This is a genomic window from Flavisolibacter tropicus, assembly GCF_001644645.1.
Lineage (GTDB): Bacteria > Bacteroidota > Bacteroidia > Chitinophagales > Chitinophagaceae > Flavisolibacter > Flavisolibacter tropicus.
Genome location: NZ_CP011390.1, coordinates 3,068,123 through 3,091,261, shown reverse-complemented (window position 1 = coordinate 3,091,261; position 23,139 = coordinate 3,068,123). Strand labels below are relative to the sequence as shown.

At 44.0% G+C, this 23,139-nt stretch carries 20 protein-coding genes; 12 read left to right on the top strand and 8 right to left on the bottom strand.

Annotation, left to right across the window (positions count from 1 at the left end; translation table 11 throughout):
• The first annotated feature begins 135 nt into the window (after nt 1-135).
• The 6 genes from SY85_RS13100 to SY85_RS13075 all read left to right on the top strand — a co-directional run bounded on the left by SY85_RS13100 (nt 136) and on the right by SY85_RS13075 (nt 4,899).
• Nucleotides 136-801 carry a porin family protein gene (locus SY85_RS13100; RefSeq protein WP_066405186.1) on the top strand — a complete coding sequence of 222 codons (666 nt, stop codon included), beginning with the start codon at nt 136-138 and terminating at the stop codon, nt 799-801.
• 97 nt (nt 802-898) lie between these two features.
• Entirely contained in the window at nt 899-1,888 is a 990-nt protein-coding gene (locus SY85_RS13095; RefSeq protein WP_066405185.1) for a hypothetical protein, read from the top strand.
• A gap of 451 nt (nt 1,889-2,339) precedes the next feature.
• Nucleotides 2,340-3,131, top strand: coding sequence for a Type 1 glutamine amidotransferase-like domain-containing protein (locus tag SY85_RS13090; RefSeq protein ID WP_082886722.1), 792 nt, complete (start codon nt 2,340-2,342; stop codon nt 3,129-3,131).
• A gap of 183 nt (nt 3,132-3,314) precedes the next feature.
• Nucleotides 3,315-3,926, top strand: coding sequence for an REP-associated tyrosine transposase (locus SY85_RS13085; RefSeq protein ID WP_066405184.1), 612 nt, complete (start codon nt 3,315-3,317; stop codon nt 3,924-3,926).
• 196 nt (nt 3,927-4,122) lie between these two features.
• Nucleotides 4,123-4,680 carry a hypothetical protein gene (locus tag SY85_RS13080; RefSeq protein WP_066405182.1) on the top strand — a complete coding sequence of 186 codons (558 nt, stop codon included), beginning with the start codon at nt 4,123-4,125 and terminating at the stop codon, nt 4,678-4,680.
• A gap of 15 nt (nt 4,681-4,695) precedes the next feature.
• On the top strand, nt 4,696-4,899 hold the full coding sequence (locus SY85_RS13075) for a hypothetical protein (RefSeq protein ID WP_148661183.1): 204 nt from the start codon (nt 4,696-4,698) through the stop codon (nt 4,897-4,899).
• 61 nt (nt 4,900-4,960) lie between these two features.
• Here SY85_RS13075 and SY85_RS13070 read toward each other — a convergent pair whose 3' ends face one another.
• The 3 genes from SY85_RS13070 to SY85_RS13055 all read right to left on the bottom strand — a co-directional run bounded on the left by SY85_RS13070 (nt 4,961) and on the right by SY85_RS13055 (nt 9,500).
• Nucleotides 4,961-7,726: a TonB-dependent receptor gene (locus tag SY85_RS13070; protein WP_066405178.1), complete on the bottom strand. Its 2,766-nt coding sequence runs from the start codon at nt 7,724-7,726 to the stop codon at nt 4,961-4,963.
• A gap of 664 nt (nt 7,727-8,390) precedes the next feature.
• The gene (locus tag SY85_RS13060; protein WP_066405171.1) at nt 8,391-8,942 is read right to left on the bottom strand and encodes a hypothetical protein; all 552 of its coding nucleotides are present in this window, start codon (nt 8,940-8,942) and stop codon (nt 8,391-8,393) included.
• A 174-nt stretch (nt 8,943-9,116) separates the two neighbouring features.
• The gene (locus SY85_RS13055) at nt 9,117-9,500 is read right to left on the bottom strand and encodes an ester cyclase (protein WP_066405169.1); all 384 of its coding nucleotides are present in this window, start codon (nt 9,498-9,500) and stop codon (nt 9,117-9,119) included.
• 700 nt (nt 9,501-10,200) lie between these two features.
• Here SY85_RS13055 and SY85_RS13050 point away from each other — a divergent pair.
• The 3 genes from SY85_RS13050 (at nt 10,201) to SY85_RS13035 (ending at nt 15,933) form a co-directional block, all read left to right on the top strand.
• On the top strand, nt 10,201-11,346 hold the full coding sequence (locus tag SY85_RS13050) for a Kelch repeat-containing protein (RefSeq protein ID WP_066405167.1): 1,146 nt from the start codon (nt 10,201-10,203) through the stop codon (nt 11,344-11,346).
• 329 nt (nt 11,347-11,675) lie between these two features.
• A complete protein-coding gene (locus tag SY85_RS13045; protein WP_066405165.1) occupies nt 11,676-14,051 on the top strand; it encodes a TonB-dependent receptor domain-containing protein in 2,376 nt (791 codons plus the stop codon).
• 661 nt (nt 14,052-14,712) lie between these two features.
• Nucleotides 14,713-15,933 (top strand): aminopeptidase, encoded by a 1,221-nt coding sequence (locus tag SY85_RS13035; RefSeq protein ID WP_226998825.1) that lies wholly within the window; start codon nt 14,713-14,715, stop codon nt 15,931-15,933.
• A gap of 179 nt (nt 15,934-16,112) precedes the next feature.
• Here SY85_RS13035 and SY85_RS13030 read toward each other — a convergent pair whose 3' ends face one another.
• On the bottom strand, nt 16,113-16,589 hold the full coding sequence (locus tag SY85_RS13030) for a hypothetical protein (RefSeq protein ID WP_066405160.1): 477 nt from the start codon (nt 16,587-16,589) through the stop codon (nt 16,113-16,115).
• Between the two features lie 546 nt (nt 16,590-17,135).
• Here SY85_RS13030 and SY85_RS13025 point away from each other — a divergent pair.
• Complete coding sequence (locus tag SY85_RS13025; protein WP_066405159.1) at nt 17,136-18,302, top strand: Kelch repeat-containing protein; 1,167 nt, start codon at nt 17,136-17,138, stop codon at nt 18,300-18,302.
• Between the two features lie 195 nt (nt 18,303-18,497).
• On the opposite strand, the gene SY85_RS13020 is transcribed toward SY85_RS13025, so the two are convergent.
• The gene (locus SY85_RS13020) at nt 18,498-19,025 is read right to left on the bottom strand and encodes a GNAT family N-acetyltransferase (RefSeq protein WP_066405158.1); all 528 of its coding nucleotides are present in this window, start codon (nt 19,023-19,025) and stop codon (nt 18,498-18,500) included.
• A gap of 240 nt (nt 19,026-19,265) precedes the next feature.
• Here SY85_RS13020 and SY85_RS13015 point away from each other — a divergent pair, with 240 nt between their 5' ends.
• Together SY85_RS13015 and SY85_RS13010 are read left to right on the top strand one after the other, a co-directional pair.
• Nucleotides 19,266-19,742, top strand: a complete 477-nt coding sequence (locus SY85_RS13015; protein ID WP_066405156.1) for a DUF1440 domain-containing protein — start codon at nt 19,266-19,268, stop codon at nt 19,740-19,742.
• Between the two features lie 48 nt (nt 19,743-19,790).
• Complete coding sequence (locus tag SY85_RS13010) at nt 19,791-20,420, top strand: hypothetical protein (RefSeq protein ID WP_148661182.1); 630 nt, start codon at nt 19,791-19,793, stop codon at nt 20,418-20,420.
• 101 nt (nt 20,421-20,521) lie between these two features.
• On the opposite strand, the gene SY85_RS13005 is transcribed toward SY85_RS13010, so the two are convergent.
• The 3 genes from SY85_RS13005 to SY85_RS12995 form a co-directional block, all read right to left on the bottom strand.
• Nucleotides 20,522-21,286, bottom strand: coding sequence for a tetratricopeptide repeat protein (locus tag SY85_RS13005; protein WP_066405152.1), 765 nt, complete (start codon nt 21,284-21,286; stop codon nt 20,522-20,524).
• A gap of 310 nt (nt 21,287-21,596) precedes the next feature.
• A complete protein-coding gene (locus tag SY85_RS13000) occupies nt 21,597-22,583 on the bottom strand; it encodes a methyltransferase (RefSeq protein ID WP_066405150.1) in 987 nt (328 codons plus the stop codon).
• Between the two features lie 180 nt (nt 22,584-22,763).
• Nucleotides 22,764-22,961: a hypothetical protein gene (locus tag SY85_RS12995; protein WP_066405148.1), complete on the bottom strand. Its 198-nt coding sequence runs from the start codon at nt 22,959-22,961 to the stop codon at nt 22,764-22,766.
• Nucleotides 22,962-23,139: the final 178 nt, after the last annotated feature.

Sequence of the window (23,139 nt, the reverse complement as noted above, 5' to 3'; positions counted from 1 at the left end):
AGCGTGGACAAACTGTAGTACAAGTTTTACTAAAAGACAATTAGCAATACGCTTAACTGGCTAAGGCTGGTAAAGCCTTTTTATTTTCAATACACATTCCATTTCTATATTTGACCCGCCAAAATAAACTGCAAGATGAAGTATCCTATTGTGTTAGTGCTGCTGCTAACGATTACCAATGTATCTTTTTGTCAATTGACTGTTACTGCCAGGGCGGGTATCAATATCTCTCATATGCAGCGACCCAAGCCGGAAGGTGTTGCCGTACGTCAGGATAACCAGGTAGTCCACATCGGTTATCATGCGGGTGCAAGCGTGGCATTGCCGGTCAGCAAAAACCTAAGCATTCAAACAGGATTATTCTATTCACTAAAGGGACTACGCGATACTACGCATTTATCATCCTGGAGTTTAGGCGGTCCGGCTTATTATAAAGGGTATGGTTACAATTTTCATTACCTGGAATTGCCTGTACTGATCAAAGCAAAGCTTTCCGACTATATCCATTTAGGTGTGGGACCCTCCTTATCGTACCTGGTGCAGGTAGATGAATTCCTGGATGAGAAGAAGATAGGTAAAAGGGATCTGCAGTTATCAAAGATGGATTATGGTATTGTTGGTGAGTTGAGTTATACTAAAAAAAGGTTTGAGATGGGCGCGCGTTATAGCTATAGTCTTTCTTCTGTTCGTTATGAAAGAATAGGCTCTAACGATCCTGAGTTTTATAATCCCTATGTAGAAGAATCAATAGGTAAGAATAGGAGCGTTCAATTTTATGTTGGTTATGCTTTGATAAAGTAGTTATAGTCTCCTCTTGGTTACTACACTGTATGGCGCTGCGATTTAGTGTACGGATGCCCTGGGAGTAGTAGCTATCACCAAAAAATATCATTGACAAATGGGTTACAATTTATCCGGCTTTTTGATCAAGCCGGCAGTTACAAACAAAGCCATATTGGAACAAGCACTCGGGTGGGAGTTGGTTGATGAAACTACTGTGACTTTTGAGGAAGCTACGCTCAATAAATACGACAATGCCTTTGTAGATATTTACCACACAGCCAGTGGCACCTTGGTGCTTAGTGATATGGCCTATTACGAGCGGGAGCAGGGCCTGAAACAGATATCCAAAGAGGGAGAGCTAGTAGTGTTTGGACTGAGCGAGACGGCTATGGTATTTTTCTTTCAAAAATTTGCCGGCGGTGAGCTTCTCTGGGAAGATGGCATCTCTATGGATGGTGAAATCCAGCGTATGGGGAACAGCGAGCTGCAACTGGATGAAGACACCGATATTGTCTTTGATACTTTTGGTGATCTATCGGCCGACTACCTGGGTACTAACTTTCACGAGGTACCCCTGGAAACTTCAGTGATGCGCTATCGCGCGGAACGCTTTATTGTAAAAGACTTTACAGTTCCGCCAATAGGCGAAGAAGAAGCCTTTCCTCTCTTTAACCAGTTTCTTACTGCAGTGGGTAAACGGCAAGCGCCAGTAGTAGAAGAAACACCAGCTAAAAAGTTCTACTCCTTTGAAACATACCTACGCGAACAACATCACTATGCGCCCCATATGGCAGTAGCCTTTGCCAACTATATGAAGGCCAACCTGGATACATTCAACAACTGGCGCAAGCTGCCGCTGCACCTGCGCTCTAATAAAGCCGTGCAGGTGTATGCATACGGCATAGTGGTATTGGTACATGCTGTTCTCTTTGCGTTGGTAGGTGGCCTGCTAACGCTTATGGGTAAGTCCATTTGGAGTTGGCCGGTGTATGGGCTTTCCCTGGCAGGATTTATAGCTTTTTATGTCTATAAGACAAGGCAAAGTAAAGTGCATTCGAAGCAAGAGTTTTTAAAGATCCTGGATACGGATACGTTTCCGGATTGATGATATGGTATATAGATGAAAGTCATCTACAATTGCAAGCTAAGATGAATAATGCAGTGGCAGCGAGGACGCTGCAGTGAATATAGATGGCCTCAGCCAGGAGGCTGAGGCCAGCGGACTATAATTTGATTAGGGTTTACAGGCTTCGACTAGCAATGAGAAATAATACAGCGTTATGATATTTGTATCAATAAGATGAAAACCATTGTGACTGATCTTGAAAAGAAGTACGACATAAGTGAGGGGAAAGGTGGTTCTTCGGAATAGCGGATTGGCTTACTAAACAACTGGCTATTCGTAGTATAACGTCAAATCATAAACGACCATTGTCCGGAGCTTGCACCTCCGGACTTTTTATTTTAGTTGGGCTGCATCGATAGTTAAAGCCAGCATCTGGCCGCTTTAGCGTAAATGGATGAATGATGATACTTTTCTATTTTATTTTGCAGCCATGAAAAGACGAAGCTTTCTAAAACAAACGGCTTTAGTTTCCGCTGCTTACCCTTTGGTTCAATCTTTGGAATCCTTTGTACCTGTAGCTAAAAATCCTGTGAAAAAACTCTTTGTTACTGGAGGAGCCTATGACTTGGCTACTATAAAATTCCTGGCTTCACTAACAGGTAAGCAAAATCCGAAAATATGTTTCCTGCCTACACCTGTTGGAGATAGTGAAGCTCACATTAACAGATGGTTTGCCGCAGCCAAACTGTTGCCGATCCAACCTTTTGTGCAAAAAGTATTTATTACCAGCGGGGAACAAAAAACTTCATTTGAAGAAACATTACTGCAGATGGATGCCATTTTGGTAACCGGTGGCAATACCCTTAATGCTATTACATTATGGAAGGCGCATGGCATTGACAATATACTGCGAAAAGCCTGGGAAAAAGGAATTGTGCTAAGCGGGCCCAGTGCCGGTGCCATTTGTTGGTTTGATGAAGGCCTTTCCGACTCTCGTCCTATACATTTAACCAAGGTAGAAGGGTTGCATTTTTTAAAAGGCAGTATGTGTCCACACTACCATACTGAAAAAGAACGCAGGCCCATTTTATTAGATTGGGTAGAAAAGGAAAAGATAATGCCTGGCTATGCTTTAGATGAAACAGCCGGACTTTATTTTGAAAACGAAACGCTGAAAAGGGTTGTGGCGCAAAATGCAACTGATAAGGCCTACCGGCTTACACTAAAAGGAGGAAAGGTTCAGGAAGAAGTAATGGCGGCAGAGCTGTTGCCTGGGGAGTAATTAAAGCGAAATAGCATATTACGCTGGCCTCATAAGCCTACCCTCTGCTTGCCCAAGCCTATAATACTAATCCAAATAATAGTACGCTGGCCTCAGTCTCCTGGCTGAGGCCTATTTACATACGCAGCAGCGTCCTCGCTGCCCTACTCTTACATAAAAGCGTATATCCCTTACCTTTAGTACATGGGCCACAAATACGCTATCACCGATAAAGCTGGTGTGTATTTTATCACCTTTGCCACGGTAGGCTGGATCGATGTGTTTACTCGCAAACACTATCGCGATCTGCTTGTTGATAACCTACGTTATTGCCAACAACACAAAGGCCTTATTATTTATTCTTGGTGCATCATGAGTAATCATGTACACTTAGTGGCTGCAGCCAAAGAACAGAATCTCTCTGATATCCTACGCGACTTTAAAAGCTATACCGCCAAGCTTTTATTCACGGCGTTGCAACAAGCTGGTGAGAGTAGGAAAGAATGGATGCTGCCACTGTTTAGAGAGGCTGGCAAGGATAATAGCAACAATACCGCTTTCCAGTTCTGGCAACAAGACAATCATTACAAGGAAGTGTACAGCGAGGCCTTTGCCTTTCAGAAGTTTAACTACATTCATCACAACCCGGTAGAAGCCGGTCTTGTAGATAAGGCTGAAGACTATCCCTATAGCAGTGCCCGTGATCATTATTATGGTAAATGCTGTGGCTTACTGGAGGTAAAGTTCTGGGATGAGTATGGCAGTGGCAGCGAGGACGCTACAATGAAAATAAATAGGCCTCAGCCAGGAGGCTGAGGCCAGCGACCTATAATTTAATCAGGCTTTACAGGCTTCGAATAGCAGCGATTAGCGTACTATAGGTTGAGTAGTCTTTGCAGGCCTCGACTAGCAATGCATCATCTTGTGCAAGAAGTTCTAGAGGATAGTTAGCAACGCTTTCATGCGTAAGCCTTTTTTATTATGTTAGTAGCATACTATCACACTCTTGAAAATGACAACCAAAACAAATGCTATACGCATTAATGCAAAGTATATACTAATAACACTGGCAGCTGTTGTCCTCTCCTGGGTGCTGCATGAGCTGGCCCATTGGGCTACTGGCACTTTCTTAGGCTATCAGATGGCTATGACACTCAATACCGCTTATGCTGTAGATGCAAGTGGTACGTCCAATGCACATGCACAGATCATTAGCGCTGCAGGCCCTTTGCTTACATTGCTGGAGGCGCTCCTGGTATTTGGCATCATGCACAACCGCCCTGCGCAGGCACTGTATGCTTTTTTGTTTACCTGCTTTTATACACGATTGTTGGCTACTGGTATAAGCTTTCTCAACCTGAACGATGAAGCCCGCATCAGTAAGGCACTAGGCGTAGGTACTTTTACATTGCCACTCATTATGACGGCCATTCTTTTTGTGCTCCTGTTTCGCACCTCTGCTTCGTATGGTTTCAGCAAACGATTCAACCTAGCTACTTTAGGCTTGATCATTCTGTTTAGTTCTATATTAATTCTCAGCGACCAGTATTTTAAAATACGGCTTCTATAAAGCTTGTGACAAGCTATGGCGAAGTATATTTATTGTATGATTACCAAAGTGGTTAAGGACAATGAATTGTACGTGTACTACAATGGAAAGATTTTGTACAAACGTTGGCTCAAAGAAGGATATGGAAAAGTAATGGACCGTAGTCCTTTTACGGCCAGAGATACTGAATCATTTAAGCAGTTTATAAAAGATAGACCTGCCAACAAGGAAAAAGAATAAGCTTTATTAAACACCTCGGTTAGTTTAAACTTATAAAGCCAATTCAAGTTAAGTACACTAACTAAAACGCCAACGCCAATCGTACAAACAATCGCCTTCCATTACCGCCCATCTGCACGGCATCAAAAGGGCCGGCCGGTTCATTGTTGTACGCCCAGCCCTTGGCACCGGGTGCTACGCCGAGGTCGGGGTGAATATTAAACAGGTTGTCGGCACCAGCATGCAGTGTGAAATGCTTGTAAGTGAAAGATGCATACAGATCCGTTACCAGTTTGCCGCCATAGTCGTAGGCATCCGGCACATGTACATTCGGGTCTAGATCGGTAGGTACTTGCGGATTAATGCCTAGTCCATCTTCGCCATAACCCAATATCTCCACCTTGCCAAAATAACTCAGTCGCGTACCTAGGGCCCATTGCTTCCAGCCGTATTCTGCATTGAAGGCAAACTTTGTCTTGGGGGCAGAGGCCAGGATAAAGGCGCGTTCACGATCGCTCAGGAAGGTCTCCTGCAGGGAAGTGGAGCCCGATAGTTTGGGAGGTACATTCACTTCATCAATCTTCATGTCTTGAATATTGCTGGCAAACAATAAGTGTAAGCGCGATACAGACCAGCGATGGGTATAATCGGCCACCAGGTCAATGCCCTTGTTGGTGGTGTTCACGGCATTGGCAAAGAACTGCGCAAGGCCTACATGAAGGCGGGCCATTTCTGCTGCCAGTGCAGGATCTATATTAGGATCAGTGGCATCAAACTGACCCGATAGTACTACCCGGTCTTTTATTCGTACCCAATAGCCATCCAGCGTAATACTGAGGCCGGGAATGGGATTGTAGGCAAAGCCAAGACTACCGTTTACCGAACGCTCTTCTCTCAGGTCTTCAATACCGGCCGCTTTGGTTATAGAGCTATAGTTGGGGGCAATTTTTACTTCGGCAATGGTGCCACCCTGTACCGTAGTGAAGGTGGAGCTGAAGTTGATCTGCTGTAAAGAAGGAGCTCTGAAGCCGGTACTGAAAGAACCACGCAGGTTCAACTTGGGAGTAGCTTTGAAGCGAGTAGCAAACTTGTAATTGTCGGTAAAGCCAAAGTCGCTGTAGTTCTCCAGGCGCACCGCACCACTTACTACCCACTTGGGTGTTACATCCAATTCCACATCTACATAGCCGGCCACGTTATTGCGGGTTGCTTCTACTTCGTCAGAAGGTTGATAGCCTGGAAATCCCTGTGCCCCTGTTGCCTTGTCGGGGTTGTAGTTGGTGTACGAGGCGGGTTCGCCGGCAAATATGGTGTAGCGTTCGTAGCGGTACTCGGCACCAAAGGCCAGGTTCATGCCGGCCGCTACGCCTGGCAGTTCACGACTCAGGTTGAGGTTGGCTGTGTTTTGTAAAAAGCTAAAGCCGCCATCGTCAAAATGGGTTTGGCCAGCACCTAGCGATGCATTAAAGGTTTTGTCGCCATAGAAGTGAAAGCGGTTTTTCCCAATGTTATTACTCACATCCCAGTTCCATCCCTTGCTGGTAGTGCCGCGTACACCGGCCGCTATAGCAGCGTCGTAGATCTTCGTTTGTATATGGGGGTTAAAGTACTGTTCGCCATCGGCAGCGGTAAAAATAATGCCGGGTACTTCAATTAAGTTGCCCGCTGCATCGGTAGGAAAGCGCTCCGGGCGTGCCGACCAGTTGCGGGTAAAGGCATAGGCATCCGAATTGCGGTAGTTATAGGTGCCAAATGAGTAGATGCGTACAGCGGTGTTCAAGGGAGCTTCCAGGTTAAAGGCGCCACCTGCCATATCCAGTGATCCATCGCCATTAGCGCGGCGGTAGGGGTTGAGGAACATGCCGTCTTTATTGTGTACAGGATCTACAGTATCCAGTGCCTGGCGGAAGGTTTTACCAGAGGTCAGGTAGTCGCCCGACAAGTTCAGGAAGCCACCCTGCTTACCTAACGGCAATCCATAGTTGACGCCTGCAGAAAGGTTCTTGCCATCCAGCTTATCGCTGTATATATAATGTCCCAGGCCGTCTTTAAAGGCGGGGTTAAAGTCGGGGTCGTCATAAGCCGATACGCCTACATTGGCGGTTAGCTTGTTCACACTGTTTTTTAGAATGATGTTGATCACACCCGCTATGGCATCAGAGCCGTATTGGGCAGAGGCGCCATCGCGTAGGATCTCTACGCGGTCAATAGCGTCAATGGGAATGGTATTGAGGTCGGTGCCGGAGTTGCCACGCCCACGGGTGCCAAACACTGCGACAAAGGAAGTCTGGTGGCGGCGCTTGCCATTGATCAATACAAGGGTTTGGTCGGGGCCCAGACCGCGCAGCGAGGCTAGGTCGACGTGGTCGGCACCGTCAGAGCCGTTTTGCTTGTTATAGTTCAGTGAGGGAGCGGTATAGGTTAAGATCGATGTAAGATCTACACGCGAGGTGGGCGCTGGGGCAGCCACACTGATCACATCTACAGGAGCCAGCGTTTCTGTTTTTACACGGCCTACACGGCGGGTGCCTACCATCACTACCTGTTGCAGCTCGGCAGCTGTCTCCGATAAAGTGATAGACAGGTTAGTTTGATTGCCTACCGTTATTTCCTGGGTGGCATAACCACTGCTGCTCACCAGCAGGACGGTGGTATCCGTTACTTGCAATGTAAACTTTCCGCTGGCATCGGCCACAGTGCCCTGCGTAGTGCCCTTGATGTTGATAGAGGCATTGGCTACTGGCCTGTCGTAGGTGTCTACCACGCGGCCCGATAGTGTACGCATTTGCGCATAGGTAAATGCATGGCTAAGCAGCAGGGTGCATAGAAGAATAAAGAACTTAGACATAAAGCGTCGTTTTGTATGGAGGGAGGTGCTCCTATTAAGTTACAACAATACTGGGCGGTAGTCAAGCATGTAGCCGTGAATGGTGAGTGGTGAGTGAAGAAAGCTGCAAGCTATACGCTGCACGCTATAAGCTAAACAGCCGATAGAGAGGGCCCACGGTCAACGGATGACAGTTGACAGTAGATAGGTGAGTGGTTAGTGGTGAGTGGTGAGTGAGGGAAGCTGCAAGCTGTACGCTACACGCTGCAAGCAGAAAACAGCCTGTCGTGAAAGAGCCAGCATACCCCCCGCCCCCTAAAGGGGAGGGCCAGTGATCGTGAAACGTGAGAAGTCAAACGTGAAAAGGTTTCCTAAAACTCAATCTTACTTTATAAAAGAAAAGCACTCCGATAATGGAGTGCTTTTTCATTATTGATAATTGAGTATTGAGCGTTGAGCATTGACCATTCCCTCCCTTCTTCCTTCTTCATTCCTTGTTGCTTGTTCGTTATTCTTCTCCTGTTCTCCTTTGCCCTGTGCGAAACTTTTTCTCTGTGTCCCTTTGTGTTCCCGGTGTCCCTGTGGTTCAAAACGCTGCGCCATCGGCGCTATCTGCGGGGTACCTGTGCTTGGGCCGCTCCCCTTTAGGGGCGGGGGCGTGTGCTTGGTATGTAAGCTCAAACATTTATGCTCCTGTACCCGCATTTAAATATATCCAATCCGTATCGGTTTCAATAAAGTACAGGTAGTCGTCTTCTGTATCTTTAAAGGCAGTAACAGCTATTACTTGTTGTACGTTGAAGGGGGATAGAGGCGTGATCTCCTGGCCATTTTTAAATACACGCAGCTCCTTTGATTCTAACTGCGCCTCAATGATATCCTGCACTTTGTTGGCTGCTGTTTGTAGTGTCAGTTTAACTCCTTGCGATGATCCTCTGGCGCCAGCGTTTACGCCTTCCGTTGATCCTATATAACCAGCACCGATCAGCCAATGCCGCAGCTCGTTTGCTGAAATGGGATTGTTGTCTTTTGTGACCGTACCGCTATGGATGCGTTGAAACAAATATAGGAGGGCATCTGCTTCATTGGTGGTGACTTGCTTGGAAAGGCAGATCAAATTCACACAGCCAAAATAGTTGCTGCCCGAATCTAGTTCATAATAGTCGGTATGCTTCCAATTGCCATTGGCTAATAAACCATTGGTCTTGTTTTCCTCTAAAAGCAATTCTATGTTCATGTATTTACGAAGGTAGCTGTTACGAAAAGTAAATCTTCATTACCTGGTATTGTTTAAAGTGGTTGAATAAAAAAGGTCTAAGCCATGAGGCTTAGACCGGCAGCGGGAAGATAGGGCTTGTAAACTGGCTAATAAAACAAAACCAATGAATCTATTTAATAAATAAGCTCTTGGTCATGCAGACTGAGCTTCCATTTGAATAACACCCAATGCAGTGAGCATGGCAAGTTGATCGCCTATTAACCAATGGTGAACAATTTTGCCATTCTCAATATGATACATGATCATAAAAGGCAGATCTACTACTTTATTGGTTGGGGGAATACCGTTGAATGGGCCGTCATGACGTCCCTGGAATCGGGCCCGCAGAACGATCTTGTTACCTTCTTCTACCATGTCCTCAATTTCGATACGGTATTTAGGAAATCCCATTTCAAAGAGGTCTACATGTTCCAGAAGAGATTCGTCGGCAACATAAGGCTCTAGCAGGCTTCTTGTTTTTGCTTTTTCGTTAATGGCGTTCAGGTAAAAATCTTGAATAAACAATTTCAAAGACATGACATATGGGTTTAGAGTGTTGAAAAAACAAATGCTGGCAACCGGAGGTTGATTTAACTCTGGTTGGGTATATTGGTTTCACGTACGAAAGTCAGTCACCGTGTGACTGGTCTCTACATCACATGATAAAGGCGGTGTATTGGTATTCGGGAAAAGATAAGGAGATGTCTTATGAAGTTAGGGATGGGTAAGCAGGGTTGCAATAGATGAGCTAAGAAAAATAGTATACACTATCCTGTTATATACTTGTTGACTCGATAGTAATGTCTTTTCCTAACCCCTCTCAGTCTGTATACACTGATCAACTGTTAGTGCACTGGCAACATACCCTACTTTTCCAAGATAGCGTATGCTTATAGCCTGAATACGGGCAGTAGTTGACTAAGAGGAATCTTATGTAAGCAACAAACGACAGCTGTCATTGCCAGCCTTCGTGTATTGCTGGTAAATAGTACACTTGTTTATAGCGTCAGCATTGATTATGATTCGATTATAAATTAAAAATCATCAATGCAAAATGGTAGTATGTGAGTGCGTTTAGTTGGACGTATTTATTGTAGTACGTAGAAGTAGATGGTGATAGAATATTATACTATTAAAACACTATAGCTTTGCATGTTTCGCTTCCTTTTTCTATGGATTTAACCAGCTCATTCGCGCTCTATCCTTACGGATATTCTTCACGCTAAAGCTATGAGCAATGAAATACCAAGGTATAAGCTACGCGTTAGCTTTCTTCACTATTATGATTGCCTGTCATAAAGACGAAGTATCTACTACAACAACGAATTCATCACCGCCACCTCCGCCTCCGCCACCGCCTGTTGTTAATTTGGATATCTGTTCGAGTAGCAGCCGCCGGGCGATTGGCGCGCAGTTGGTTCCCGTTGGAAAGCTTTCGCAGGCAAGAAGTGGAATGGCTGTAGTGGCTGTTGGAAATAAAATATTGTTTGCTGGTGCCTGGGAAACCAATAATACACACAGTTCGTCAAGGGTAGATATTTATGACGTAACATCTAATTCATGGTCCTCAGCTGAACTAAGCGAGGCGCGCTCCCATATGGCGGCTGTAGCGGCTGGAAACAAAGCATTTTTTGCAGGTGGAATGCGGAGTGATATGTATGCTACTGTCGATGTTTATGATGCCGCTACTAATACCTGGACGGTGGATAGCTTAAGTGCGCCAAGGTATGCTATAGCTGCTGCTGCAGTGGGCAATAAAGTCTTTTTTGCCGGCGGTATAAATTCCAAAGGTGTTTCTTCTACTGTAGTAGACATTTATGATCTTTCTACGCGTGCCTGGTCGGTTATGCAATTAAGTGCAGATAGGTACAATATGTCGGCCATTATGTTGGATAATAAAATTTATTTTGCTGGTGGTTCAAAGTTGCTCTATGGCTGGGAAGATGAAGAATCCAACAGTGTAGATATTTATGATCAGGCATCAAACACTTGGTCTAGGGCGGCTCTAAAAAGGCCTATGGGGAGTATAACAGGTGTTGCTGCCGCAAACAAAATCTATTGGGCCTGTGGATGTAATGTTGAAATAAATGACGTACAGAGCAGGCAAAGTGAAGAAGCGCTTCTGTATCGTGGCAGTAGCTGGATGAGCCCACTAGGGCAGCAGGCAGTGATAAAGGACAATAAGATCATATTTTTTAGACATAACACAGAACCCGCTAATGAGTTTGATATTTATGATATAGCCACAAAGGAATGGTTGATAGGTCAAGTTCCAATAGGTGTTTTAGGCACGTCTATTATTTCAGTAGGTAATACGGTTTATTTGGCGGGAGGAAAAATAAATGGTTCCTTGACCGACCAGGTGTGGAAGCTGGAGTTTTAAGTAATGATTGCTACATTTTATTCTTAAACCTAAATAGCCGCTCCTTTGTGCCTCTCCCTGCACCCGGTGTTTCTGTGGTTCAAATCTTCCGCACCAATCGGCGCCATCTGCGGGACACCATTCAGCGCAAAGCACTCCATTTACGTTTCCGGCTTGACGCTTCACAATATTCACCATTCACGAGCCAAGCTTTTGCCGCGCGACCCTCCCCTTTGGGGTGGGGCGTGCGGCAGGCTCTTTATTGCGATCAATAACCAAGACTGCTCAGCAGCTATGTCCTATCTTTAACCCATACAATCAATACTGACACATATATCCCTATCCTATTCATGTCTGCAAAGTGCCTGCTCGCTCTTATTGCCCTTGTTTTAGTTGCCGCGTTTTCCGCTCAAGCCCAATCGGTTTTAGAGGGCCGCGTAACAGATGTGGAACGCAAACCACTGACGATGGCTACGGTTATTCTCTTGAAGGATAGTGTGCAGCAGGCGGCTTCCGTTACAGATAAGGATGGTTCCTATCGAATAGGGTACACTTTCAACCGCGGACAGCGGTATACACTTACCGTCTCTTTGCTAGGGTTCCAATCTTTTAACAAAAGCTTTATTTACCCCGATACAACAGCACTAACTAGCCTGCAGCTGGCCGAAGAGCGAGCTGTACTGGCTGGCGTAACAGTTACTGCCAAGCGTCCCTTGGTTACACAGAAAGTAGATCGCTATATTGTAAACGTTGAGAATAGCTTCCTGGCTACAGGGCACTCTGGGTTAGAAGTGTTGCAGAAATCGCCCGGCGTATGGGTAAAGCCCGATGGCTCGCTGCAGCTGAGAGGCGGGCAGGGGGTAAGCGTAATGATCAACGATGTAGTGCAGCGCATGTCGGGTGAAGACCTGGCCGAATACCTGAAGACGATCAAGAGCGAAGACATTGCCCGCATTGAGATCATCCACAACCCGCCTGCCGAATTTGAAGCAGCCGGTAGTGGTGGTATCATTCACATTGTGCTCAAGAAAGGGCGGAAAGATGGCTTGAATGGATCGGTAAATGCACAATACCGCTCGCAAGATGGAAGCCCTTATGGAAGTGGGGGTGCCTCACTGGATTATAAGATTAAACAATTCTATCTATTTGGCGGTGGCTCGTTGGTGTCTGAACGCAATACCTCCTGGGGTTCTAATAAAATACTATATGCAAGTAACGATTTTCTGGAAAGCAGTATTGATCGGCGCAACCGCAACCAGCGCCAGCAATACCGTCTGGGCTTTGGCTATGATATAAACCGTGCACACACCCTGGGGGTTCAAACAGTGGGCAATAGTAACCAACTATTGAATGACTTTGCTACCGCTACCTATTACCAATCGGGTAATGCCATTACTACCGGCCAGGCTACTTCTGATTGGGTGCGCAAGCCATCGCTGTTCAATACGACCATCAACTATGCCTGGAAGATCGACAGCCTGGGTACACAACTAAAGATCATTGGCGATTATACCAACAGCAACCGTGAAGAAACCAACCAGTTTGAGGCCCGGTACTCCGACCCATTGCAAGACAACCAGTATCGTAATCAAACGCCTAACTATAACCGTAATTATAGTGCGCAGGCAGATTTTAGCAAACACGTAATGAAGCAGCTGGACATTACCAGTGGAGTAAAATATTCCTTGCTAAAACGAGACAATGAAGTGTTTCGTGAAGACTGGCACAACAGTAGTTGGGTAGTGAACCCCAATAGCAACCGGTTTCGGTACAATGAGCGCCTGCTGATGGCCTATGCCACATTGTCTGTATTGCACAAGCACACTACTATCAAAGCAGGACTGCGTGTAGAAGGAACCAATAGCAAAGGCTACAACCTGACCTCGGGTGATCGGTTTGAAAGGAACTATGTTGGCCTGTTCCCTTCCGTATATCTAATGCAAACGCTGGCCAAGAACAATGCGGTTTTCCTGAATTATGCACGGCGCTTACAACGGCCTGGCTTTAGTGAATTAAATCCTTACCGCCTGCAGGTAGATAATTATTCTGTAATGATGGGCAACCCGGCGTTGAAGCCGCAGTATACGCATAAGCTGGAAGCGGGATTCAATGGGGCCAAAGGGTATTCCGGTAGTGTTTATTATTCAAGTACGGTCAATACGATTGCCCAGTTGGGCCAGTCTCTTGACAATAATGTCATGGAGTATCAATATCAAAACTTTGACAAGACTACAGAGTATGGTGTTTCCTTGAATATGCCTGTAACAATTGTAAAAGGATGGACTGCTACCAATAGTTTTTCACTCTATAATCTTTCCTATTCGATAGCTGATTTTGAGCAGCACCAAACCTCTTTTACAGCTCAAACCATTCAAAACTTTACGCTGAAAAAGATTGCCGATCTGTATGTAGTTGCCGACTATCAATCGGCCACTGTAAGAGCTAATTCGCAGGTGGTGTACCAGCTGTATACTGATGTGGGCCTGACACGCAAGGTGTTTAAAAAAAGCAATGGCCGCGTGCGTCTTTTTGTTACCGATCCGTTTAACCTGCTGCGTGAAAAAGAACGTACCAGTTATAAAGGGGTGCTGGTAAACTTTTATCAAAAACGCCAGACACGATTGTTAGGCTTGGCGTTTACCTACAGCTTTACTTCCGGAAAAACATTCACAAAGAAAAACCTGGAGCAAAGCAATGGAGAGGAGCGTAACCGTATTGGGAACTAAAGCCTTAGGTATTGTAATTCATGGGTGGATGTAGACATTCTAAAGAAAGTAAATGAAAAGAATACTCAATACCATTTGGTACGGCTTTACCTTACTGGTTATAGAATATATATTATTGCTTATATTTTTCCAGGTAGAGAACATCATTCTCTATAATACTCCTGTCATTAGTTTAAGAGGCTCAATTAGAGACGCAACAGACATAATAATACTACGGCTTTTACTTTACACGTTTTTTGGGTCGTGGGCATTTGCTTGATCTTGGGCTACATTAAAATAAGACATGTAATTGTGAAATTGGCTGCAATTAATGGCTTGCTGTATGTTGCCATATCTTTTCTTATGACATTATTCTTCCCTTTTGCCATCGTGTATTTTACATATTCCTTTTTTTATTACCAAGTAGTAGCTGCTTTTTTAAGTCCATTTATTGCTTCTCGACTGCCCTACTTTAAAAGCGTAGTAAGCGTTATAAACAGGCCAATCAGCTCATAGCTCATTACACACAGTTCATTACTGTCATACCTAATGACCGATGACTCACTGGCCATTGACTTTCCTACTGTGGACCGTCGTCTGTCGTCCGTGGACTAAGCTCACCACTCACTTAACATTTCTTCCTCATTCCTCTTTAACTTCACAGGAATAAACAAATAGCCATATGATGAAGCTAGATGAGAGTCTGTTGAAGAAATACGCGCAGGTAATGGTACACTATGCCGTTAATAACGGTGAGGGAATAAAGAAGGGCGATACGGTATTCCTGGTAGGACAGGAGTATACGAAAGACTTGTTTATGGCCATTGCTAAAGAAGTGTATGAAGCCGGCGGTAACCTCATTACTAACTATCAGCCAAACAACATAAAAGACAATAGCCTTATACGCTTTCTATTGCAGAATGGTACGGATGATCAAATTGGCTTCTTTGCCAAACCGTATTGGCAGGGTATTGTAGATGCTACCGATCATATTTTGTTTATTATATCAGAGCCCGATATTCACTACCTGGAAGGCATACCCGCATCTAAGATCAGTAGGATGAATAGTGCCCGTGCACCCTATATGAAGATGCGGGAACTAAAGGAGCAGGCTGGGAAACTTTCATGGACACTTTGCTTATACGGTACATCATCCATGGCAGAAGAAGCTGGCTTATCGTTAGAAGAGTACTGGGAGCAGATCATTGAAGCCTGCTACTTACGCGAAGATGATCCGGTAAGCAAATGGAAAACTGTACAAAGGGAGATAGAAGATATAAAGGATAAGTTGGATGCGCTTGAAATTGATACACTACATATCAAGGGTAGCGATGTAGATCTGCAAGTGAAGATTGGGCCTAACAGAAAGTGGCTGAGCGGTGGTGGTAAGAACATTCCCAGCTTTGAAATATTTACTTCTCCCGATTGGCGCGGTACCAATGGTACTATACATTTCAACCAGCCTCTGTATTACTCGGGTAAACGCATATCAGACATAACACTCCAATTTGAAAATGGGGTGGTAGTGTCTTCATCGGCTACGGAAAATGAAGATGCTTTGAAAGAAATGATCGCACAGGAAAATGCTGATAAAGTAGGCGAGTATTCACTGACGGATAAGCGCCATTCGCGCATTACAAAATTCATGGCCAATACCTTGTTTGATGAGAATATGGGCGGCGCATTTGGTAACACGCATATTGCCTTGGGTAATGCATATAAGGATACATTCCCGGGCGACTGGGGGGCGGTTACTGAAGAGCAATGGGCAGAAATGGGCTATAACAGTTGCCCCAAGGTGCACACCGATATTATCAGCACCAGTGATAGGACCGTAACAGCACGCTTGCAAGATGGTACGGAAAAAGTGATCTATAAGGATGGGCAGTTTGTATTGGAGTAATGGACCGCGGATTATTGGTTTAGTAGGATTGACAGGATTATAAGCTCACTGTTTAAGCAGGGGTTTCACTGCGTGGGGTAATTGGGTCTTGTCCTGAAATACGTTTACAAGTACATGCAAGCGTATAGAATTTGAACGTAAACAAATAAAAGGGAGATCATTCCCTGTTGATGTTTTTGTTACTGCTCATTCGAATGATATGGAAGGAACTCGTGCATTTTTATGTAGGGGTATTGGCGACTTAACTCAAACAACGTTCCTTTTGGAAATACAGTGTTGTGCATGAGTAGTAACATACAGGAAGCCAAAAAGAAAATCAGTAAAATGATCAGCGGGCCTACCCATTGTCCAATAAAAGAATCTTGGTTGCTAAAGGATGGTGCAAATAGTAAGTAGCGAATGCGCACTGTCTTTTGCCAGAGAGGTATGCCATTGCGCGTGTATTCTTTTTCATAGGTGGTGCCGTTTACGGTATAGTTCACTACTACCGTTCCTGAATGCTCTATTCGATGAGAGCTGCGAGGCGGAATCTTGCCAAAATTTATAATCTGCCCTTGCGTGGTATTACTGATCAACCAGACACCTTGATAAAGCAGCAAAATGCTTAAAGCAAGTAGTTGTAACAGGGTGTAAAACTTAAGTTTTGTGAGCAGCATTTGGTAGGTATCAAGGAGGAAAGATACGAAGCCAATAATTTAAAGCTGGAAAGTAAATGGTTGCCAACTATTGCAAGATGAACATGCTGAACTCGTCTACATGATGCTGGATGGTTATTTATTTCGTTGAGCGTTGCCTATAATGACTGGCCGATGATATAATGTTGGTGTCTAAAATGATCGTTCTTGTTTGCCACGGAACAATTTCAGTTAAAAAGTAGGGCGGCTATTTTGTATACCAGCATAAGGTGTAGAAGTTCTCGGACAGTTGACAGTGATAAAAAACAAAAAATGATTTGCAGGTGTCTTCAACGATTGGCTTTGTCAATAAAATGCTATTGACACTATAGCAAAACATAGGTGGTTTTGGGGTTAGTTGCCAAAAAAATATAGTATGTGCATGATTCCAGTCAATAAAACGGCTTGCTTATTTGACGCTACTTTAAACGATGCTTTTTTAGCCGCCATGGTTTAGAAATTGCTGCATACTACTTTACGATTACCCTCACGATTGTCCCTGATTTTTCACGTGTAAAGTAGTATGCAATGAACCTGCAATTACGGTGTATAAGCTACCTGGTGGCTGTACTCGCAGCCTTATCTTCTTGTGGTAAAGAAAAAGGCGCGGACCCGGTAACTACACCAACAACGCCACCACCATCTTCCACATCTCCCGTTTCTTCAACACGTTGCGACAACAGTATTCGGCCAACAGTCAATGCGCAAATTGTACCTATTGGTAAACTTTCGCAGGCACGGTATGGAATTTCAGTGGCCGCCGTTGGCAATAAGATTCTGTATGCGGGTGGCATAAAGCAAGATGGAAGTTATGTTTCCTCACGAATAGATATATATAATGTAACTACCCGTGCCTGGTCAAAGGTAGAGTTGAGCCAGGCAAGGAGTAACATGGCCACAGTTGTAGCTGGTAACAAAGTGTTTTTTGCCGGTGGGCAATTGTACAATGATGTTTCATTAACGCCCTATGCCACTGTTGATATTTATGATGCGGCTACTAATACTTGGACAGTGTCGCATTTAAGTGAAGCAAGGACCAATGTAGCGGCCGCTGCTGTAGGCAATAAAGTGTTTTTTGCCGGTGGTAAAAAAGGATTGTACTTGACGTCCTCAACAGTAGATGTTTATGATCTTACAACAGGTCTGTGGTCTGTAGCCCAGTTAAGTGAAGCAAGGGCCAATATATCGGCTGTGGCGCTGAATGGGAAGATCTATTTTGCTGGCGGTACTAAAACCAAAAATAGCACTAGCCTTGAACCCTCTACTCGTATAGATGTATATAGTAATGCTACTAATGCCTGGACAACCGATGTATTGAAAAGACCCATGGGAAATGTAACCGGTGTAGCTGTTGGTAACCAGATCTATTGGGCGGCGGACTGCTTTGTGGAAATGAAGAACGTGCAGGCAGGCAGCGTGGCTGAAGCTGTTTTATTCAGGCCGGCGCAATGGATAGGATCTCAAGGGCAGCAAGCCGTTGTAAAAGATAATAAGATCATTTTCTACAGGCATGATCCCGATAAAACCAATCAATTTGATATTTATGATATCGCTACCAATACCTGGTCGATAGGAGAGGCATCGGACGTGATCGTTGGCGGTGCCATAGTTTCGGTTGGTAATACCATTTACCTGGCTGGTGGAAGAGTAAACGATGTGTTCTTAATAGACCTTGTTTGTCAGCTGGAGTTCTAGTAGGATGATTGCATTTCCAAGTTTTAGTTCTTACTTATACCTCTGGCGGATATATAGATCAATCATCTCCTTCCAATGTGGTTTGGAAGCTGGAGTTTTGAGGAGGTATTTCTACCACTGGTTCTTGAGTCGGTGTTTCCTATAATGTTACCAAAATAATAGCATAGCATAAGTGTAATTGGGCAAAGTGCCGTATCAACTAGGTAGCAATACTGCTACGTCAGACCAAGCATACCGACATGCAGGTGCTGTAATACCGCTAGGGGTAGGTTGCTCTACTGTTTCTATGTATGTAGTACCCAGGTGCTCATAAACACGGCGGGCATTTTCATTAGATTCATACACCCATAAATACATTTTGTGACTTTGGGCCTTATTGATGATACGACGGGCACATTCCTGTAGCAGCTGTTTGCCAATGCCCGCTTTCTGATAGCTGGCTAATACATGCAGGTTGTCCAGTAACGTACCATATTGGGGATGATCGTTTAAAAACAAACAAGCAAAGCCCACAATGATTTCCTCTTGAACAGCTACCACTACTTGTTGCTGGCTGCCAGGGTTGAAAAGGCGATCGTGCCATAGGACTGCACGGTCTTGTTCTACTTCATGATCTAAGAATTGCTCGCTATAGATGCCTCTATAGGTTTTCTTCCAACTATCAGCATGAAGCTTGGCTATGGCTTTGTAATCCGAAAATTGGGCATCTCGTAGTTGGATCATAATATGGGTGATAGGTTTGTAGTGAATGCAAAGCTATTCAAAGTTGGAGTCTGTTGATATTTAGTATACATGCATTGTGTGATACAGTGTATTGATGGCATGATAGGAGAAGCCTTCTCCTATTTATATTTTCTTTTTATTTTTCTATTTTACTGTGGGAAGCCGAGTTATATGTGGAGCTAAATGGTGATAGGTACTTTAGCTGTAGTAGAGTTATACGAATGGATTTAATTAAACGCAATGCATAGATTCAATTTGAAACCTCTAAAAGCAGGTCTTATTGTAGGAACGCTGGATATTTCAGCTGCCTTCCTTTATTACTTTATCAGAACGGGCAATAACCCACTGCGTGTATTGACATTTGTTGCCAGTGGTATTTTTGGTAAAGCGGCCTTTGCTGGTGGCGCTGAAATGATGGTAGCCGGTCTGGTGTTTCATTATATAATAGCCACTACGTTTGCCTTTATCTTCTTTTGGCTTTTTTCACGGATAGATGGTCTTAGAAAGATTGGCCTCCTTTCAGGTATAGTATATGGTATCATTGTCTGGATGATAATGAACTTAATTGTTGTTCCTTTATCAAACGTGTCCAGGCCACCCTTTCGTTGGGATGGGGCGTTGATCAATATGTTGATCCTGATTGTCTGTATTGGTATACCGCTTTCCCTAATGGCTAAAAGCTATTATAAAAAACGATCCGTCGTACTTCATGCGTAAGGGGTGAAAATTTTCCTACATTGCAAGTTTCATTTTTAATTGGCTGTTGTGAAAGCTACTGTTGTAACCTTAAAAAAGCCTGTCAAGATCCTGCAGGTATTCAGCAAAATTTTGTACTACTACAAGGATGAAAAATCATTTGCCGATCGTAAGCACAAGCTGGAGTGGCAAGATGCGGAGTCGGTAAATGGCTTTGTGGCAGATCAGCAACTTTACTTGCCAGAGCAGGTGCTTGCACATCCCGCCTTGCATCGCTGTAATGTAATTACTATAATAGATGACCAAACCATTGAGCCGTATCCTTGGCGAGAAAAAGAAGATAATAATTGCTTCGTGTTAGATGTGCCGAGGCCGTTTGGTGACTTTAACCTGGCGCTTGCAGAAGAATTAGAATTGCACCTTCGTCATCAATCACTTTCAATACAGAAACCCAGTCGGCCTGCCTATAAGGTTTGTGATCTGCGAATGGGCGAGCCTGTAGAAGTAAAGATCAATGGTAAGTATGACCACTCTTTGTTTGGTAGCCCTCGGGCTAGAGTATTTAAAGAGCAGCAATACATATTTCATTATATCGGTGATTTTACTTCCTTTCAGGTGTTAAAACACCCTGTGCCACCCATACATAAATGCATTCCTGAAAACAGGAAGTTGGTAAACTTGTTGAAGCCATTATGGTAGCGTAATAGTGCGCTGCGTTTTATTTGGTGGGATCAAAAGCCATGTCTTTTTTAGCTAGTTGCTTAAATTAAATCCATGGCTTTTGAGTTGCCTGCAAATTCTCAAGGCTGTTTCAATTTTGCTAGGGCAGCTTTGCCCGATTCACTCTTTGGATTTAGTTTCATTGACTTCTCATAATTCTCAATGGCCAGTTTTTTATTGCCGGCCGCCATATAGGCTTCTCCCAGGCTATCATATGTATTCCACATGTTAGGATAGAGCTTAACGTTAGTTTTAAAAACTTCAATAGCCTCATTATATCGCTTAGTCGTTAAAAACCGGTAGCCAATCTCATTAATATCCGTTTCAATAGCATGATCGGTATTGGTTTCATAGCTCTCTGGGTTAGTATTGACAAGGGCAACTGTTTTCCATTGATCGTTTACTTTCTCCAGCACCTGGTAGGTGTTAAAGTGAATGCTATCTGGGACGTAGGGGAAGCTATTAGGGTCGCTGTCTACCGGTGTAACAACGGCAACATATTCAGCAAAGGCCATGTTGCCATTAGAGCGAATGTTGTAATTGCGTAAGCTGTAGCCGGTGCGACTCGGTTTGGGGTTGGCATTAAAGCTGCGGTCGGTAATAGCGGCAATACTGTCCCAGCCGTTTGCTCTTGTGTAGTTAAAGCGGCCTATAAAAGTGTTGACTACGTTGGGGTCTTGCTTCCATACCGCTTTTACGCCGTTGGCATTTTTAGCGGTACTAACTTCCCATCCGTTTTTGATGGCGTTTTTAATTGCTTCTTCATCGTTGCTCTGACCAACAGCAATAAGAGAGGTGCTAGCGGCCATACTAAAAAGAACTAAAGAGATTGCAATGTGTTTCATTTCTGATCGGGGTTATGGTGAGGTAATAAAAGGACATACTTAAGCACGCAAATAATTGCGGCGTATAAGGGTGGTACTGTAGGAGCCTTAATTATATGTGTAGTCAGAATAGGCTATGGATGCGCAATATTGCAACACGATTGGTTGTTTTCGAATGAAGGGATATTAAATGAAAGCTAGCAGAAGAAAGGTTGCTACTTTAAGATACTACCGATTTTCATGAATTGCAAGTGTTGGCTGGTTCATTATTGTGGTGATCATTTTATTTACGTCTTCGCTATTTGATGTCTTATTATCATTTTGCTTTCATTTATGACGGCGTAGCTTCTAAAATGGCAATGCCTGTACCAGTATCTATCACTTGGTTTAATTTAAATCCAGCTGCTCCTAGAAGCGTCGAATATTCTGTTTGTGTGCGCTGACGGCCTCCCAACAATGTGAGCATGTGTATGTCTAACATCTTTGACCAGTCGGGTGCTGCATTTTCTGGCACCAGTGTTTCAATTAACAACAGCCGGGCGTTTGTGGGTGCTGCTTTACGGATGGCCTTTAAAATAGCTATGGATTCAGCATCGGGCCAATCATGTATAATTTCCATAACCACATAGGCATCGCATTCTGGCAGATCATCTTTAAAGAAATCACCTGCCTGTAAAGAGAGTCTGTCAGAAGCAATATTTTTTACCTCGTCAATTACATGTGGAAGGTCAAACAATATACCTGTGACGTTTGGTGTCTTTTTTAAGATGGCCATTAGTAAGTGACCACGGCCACCTCCAATATCACCAACGTGGTTAAACGCAGAAAAATCGTAAGTGCCCAAGATGCCATATATCTGTCCTTTGGCCTTATCAGCCATAGCTGCATTGAAAATGTGATTTTCTTTTTCGTGAGTAGCAAAGTATTCCCAAAAACTGCCTGTAGATGTTAAGGAAGGTTGGCCAGTTTGAATGGTTTCGTAAAAACCTTCATAGGCTTTCCAATTAATAGATAGTCCAAACATGCGTGCAAAGCTTCGCATGGATTGAGGATGATCCTGCCGTAAAAGGTAAGAAGCGGGTGAATGAGAGACCTTATTGCCGTTCATTTCAAATACCTGGTAGGCGGCCAGCAGTCGTATCACTCTTGATAGCGCATCCGGATTCGCTCCAACGGCCTGGGCGAGTTGGGTAGTAGTTTGTGGCGTATCGTCCAATACATCGGCAACGCCAAGTTCTGCTACTGCATGCAAACACCGGTTCAGGCAATAGCCACCTGCAATATGTTGAATGGTGGAAAATGGATCAGATGTGTTCATAAACGCAATATTGTATGGTTGAGGTGGATGGGGTTTACAGGGATGTGGGTAACATAATACTACAAGTAAACAAAGGGTGAATTGTATCTGTATAAAAGTTGCGCGCAGAAAAGTATTTGGTTGTCACGAACTCATTTGGTGGACAATAAAAAAAGTGTAGGCCTTTAGCAGACCTACACCTTAGATTCGTTTAACAGCTTTCACTACTTGAACTATGCCTAAAGTCAACAGGGCTATAGCCAGTATTAATAGAACCAGGTCTTTTTCTGAAACTAAAACTGAAGAGGAGAATAACATAACCTGGGTAAGAAACAACATTCCCAGGCAAATAAATAATGCTGCCAGTAAGAGCTTGCGCTCTGAAACCAGGTGTTGCATGCGGTCAAGGTTTTTAGTCTATTAAGTTACTACATAATTGTGCGCTTTCATAGATGAAATAAGCTAAGTATTGTTGAACTTATGCAGTAGTGTTTACTGCAGAGGTTTCTAAGTTCTGCAGTGTTAGAGCTTAGAAACTTCAAGAAATATATATCCTTGCTGTTTAGGTAATGACTTT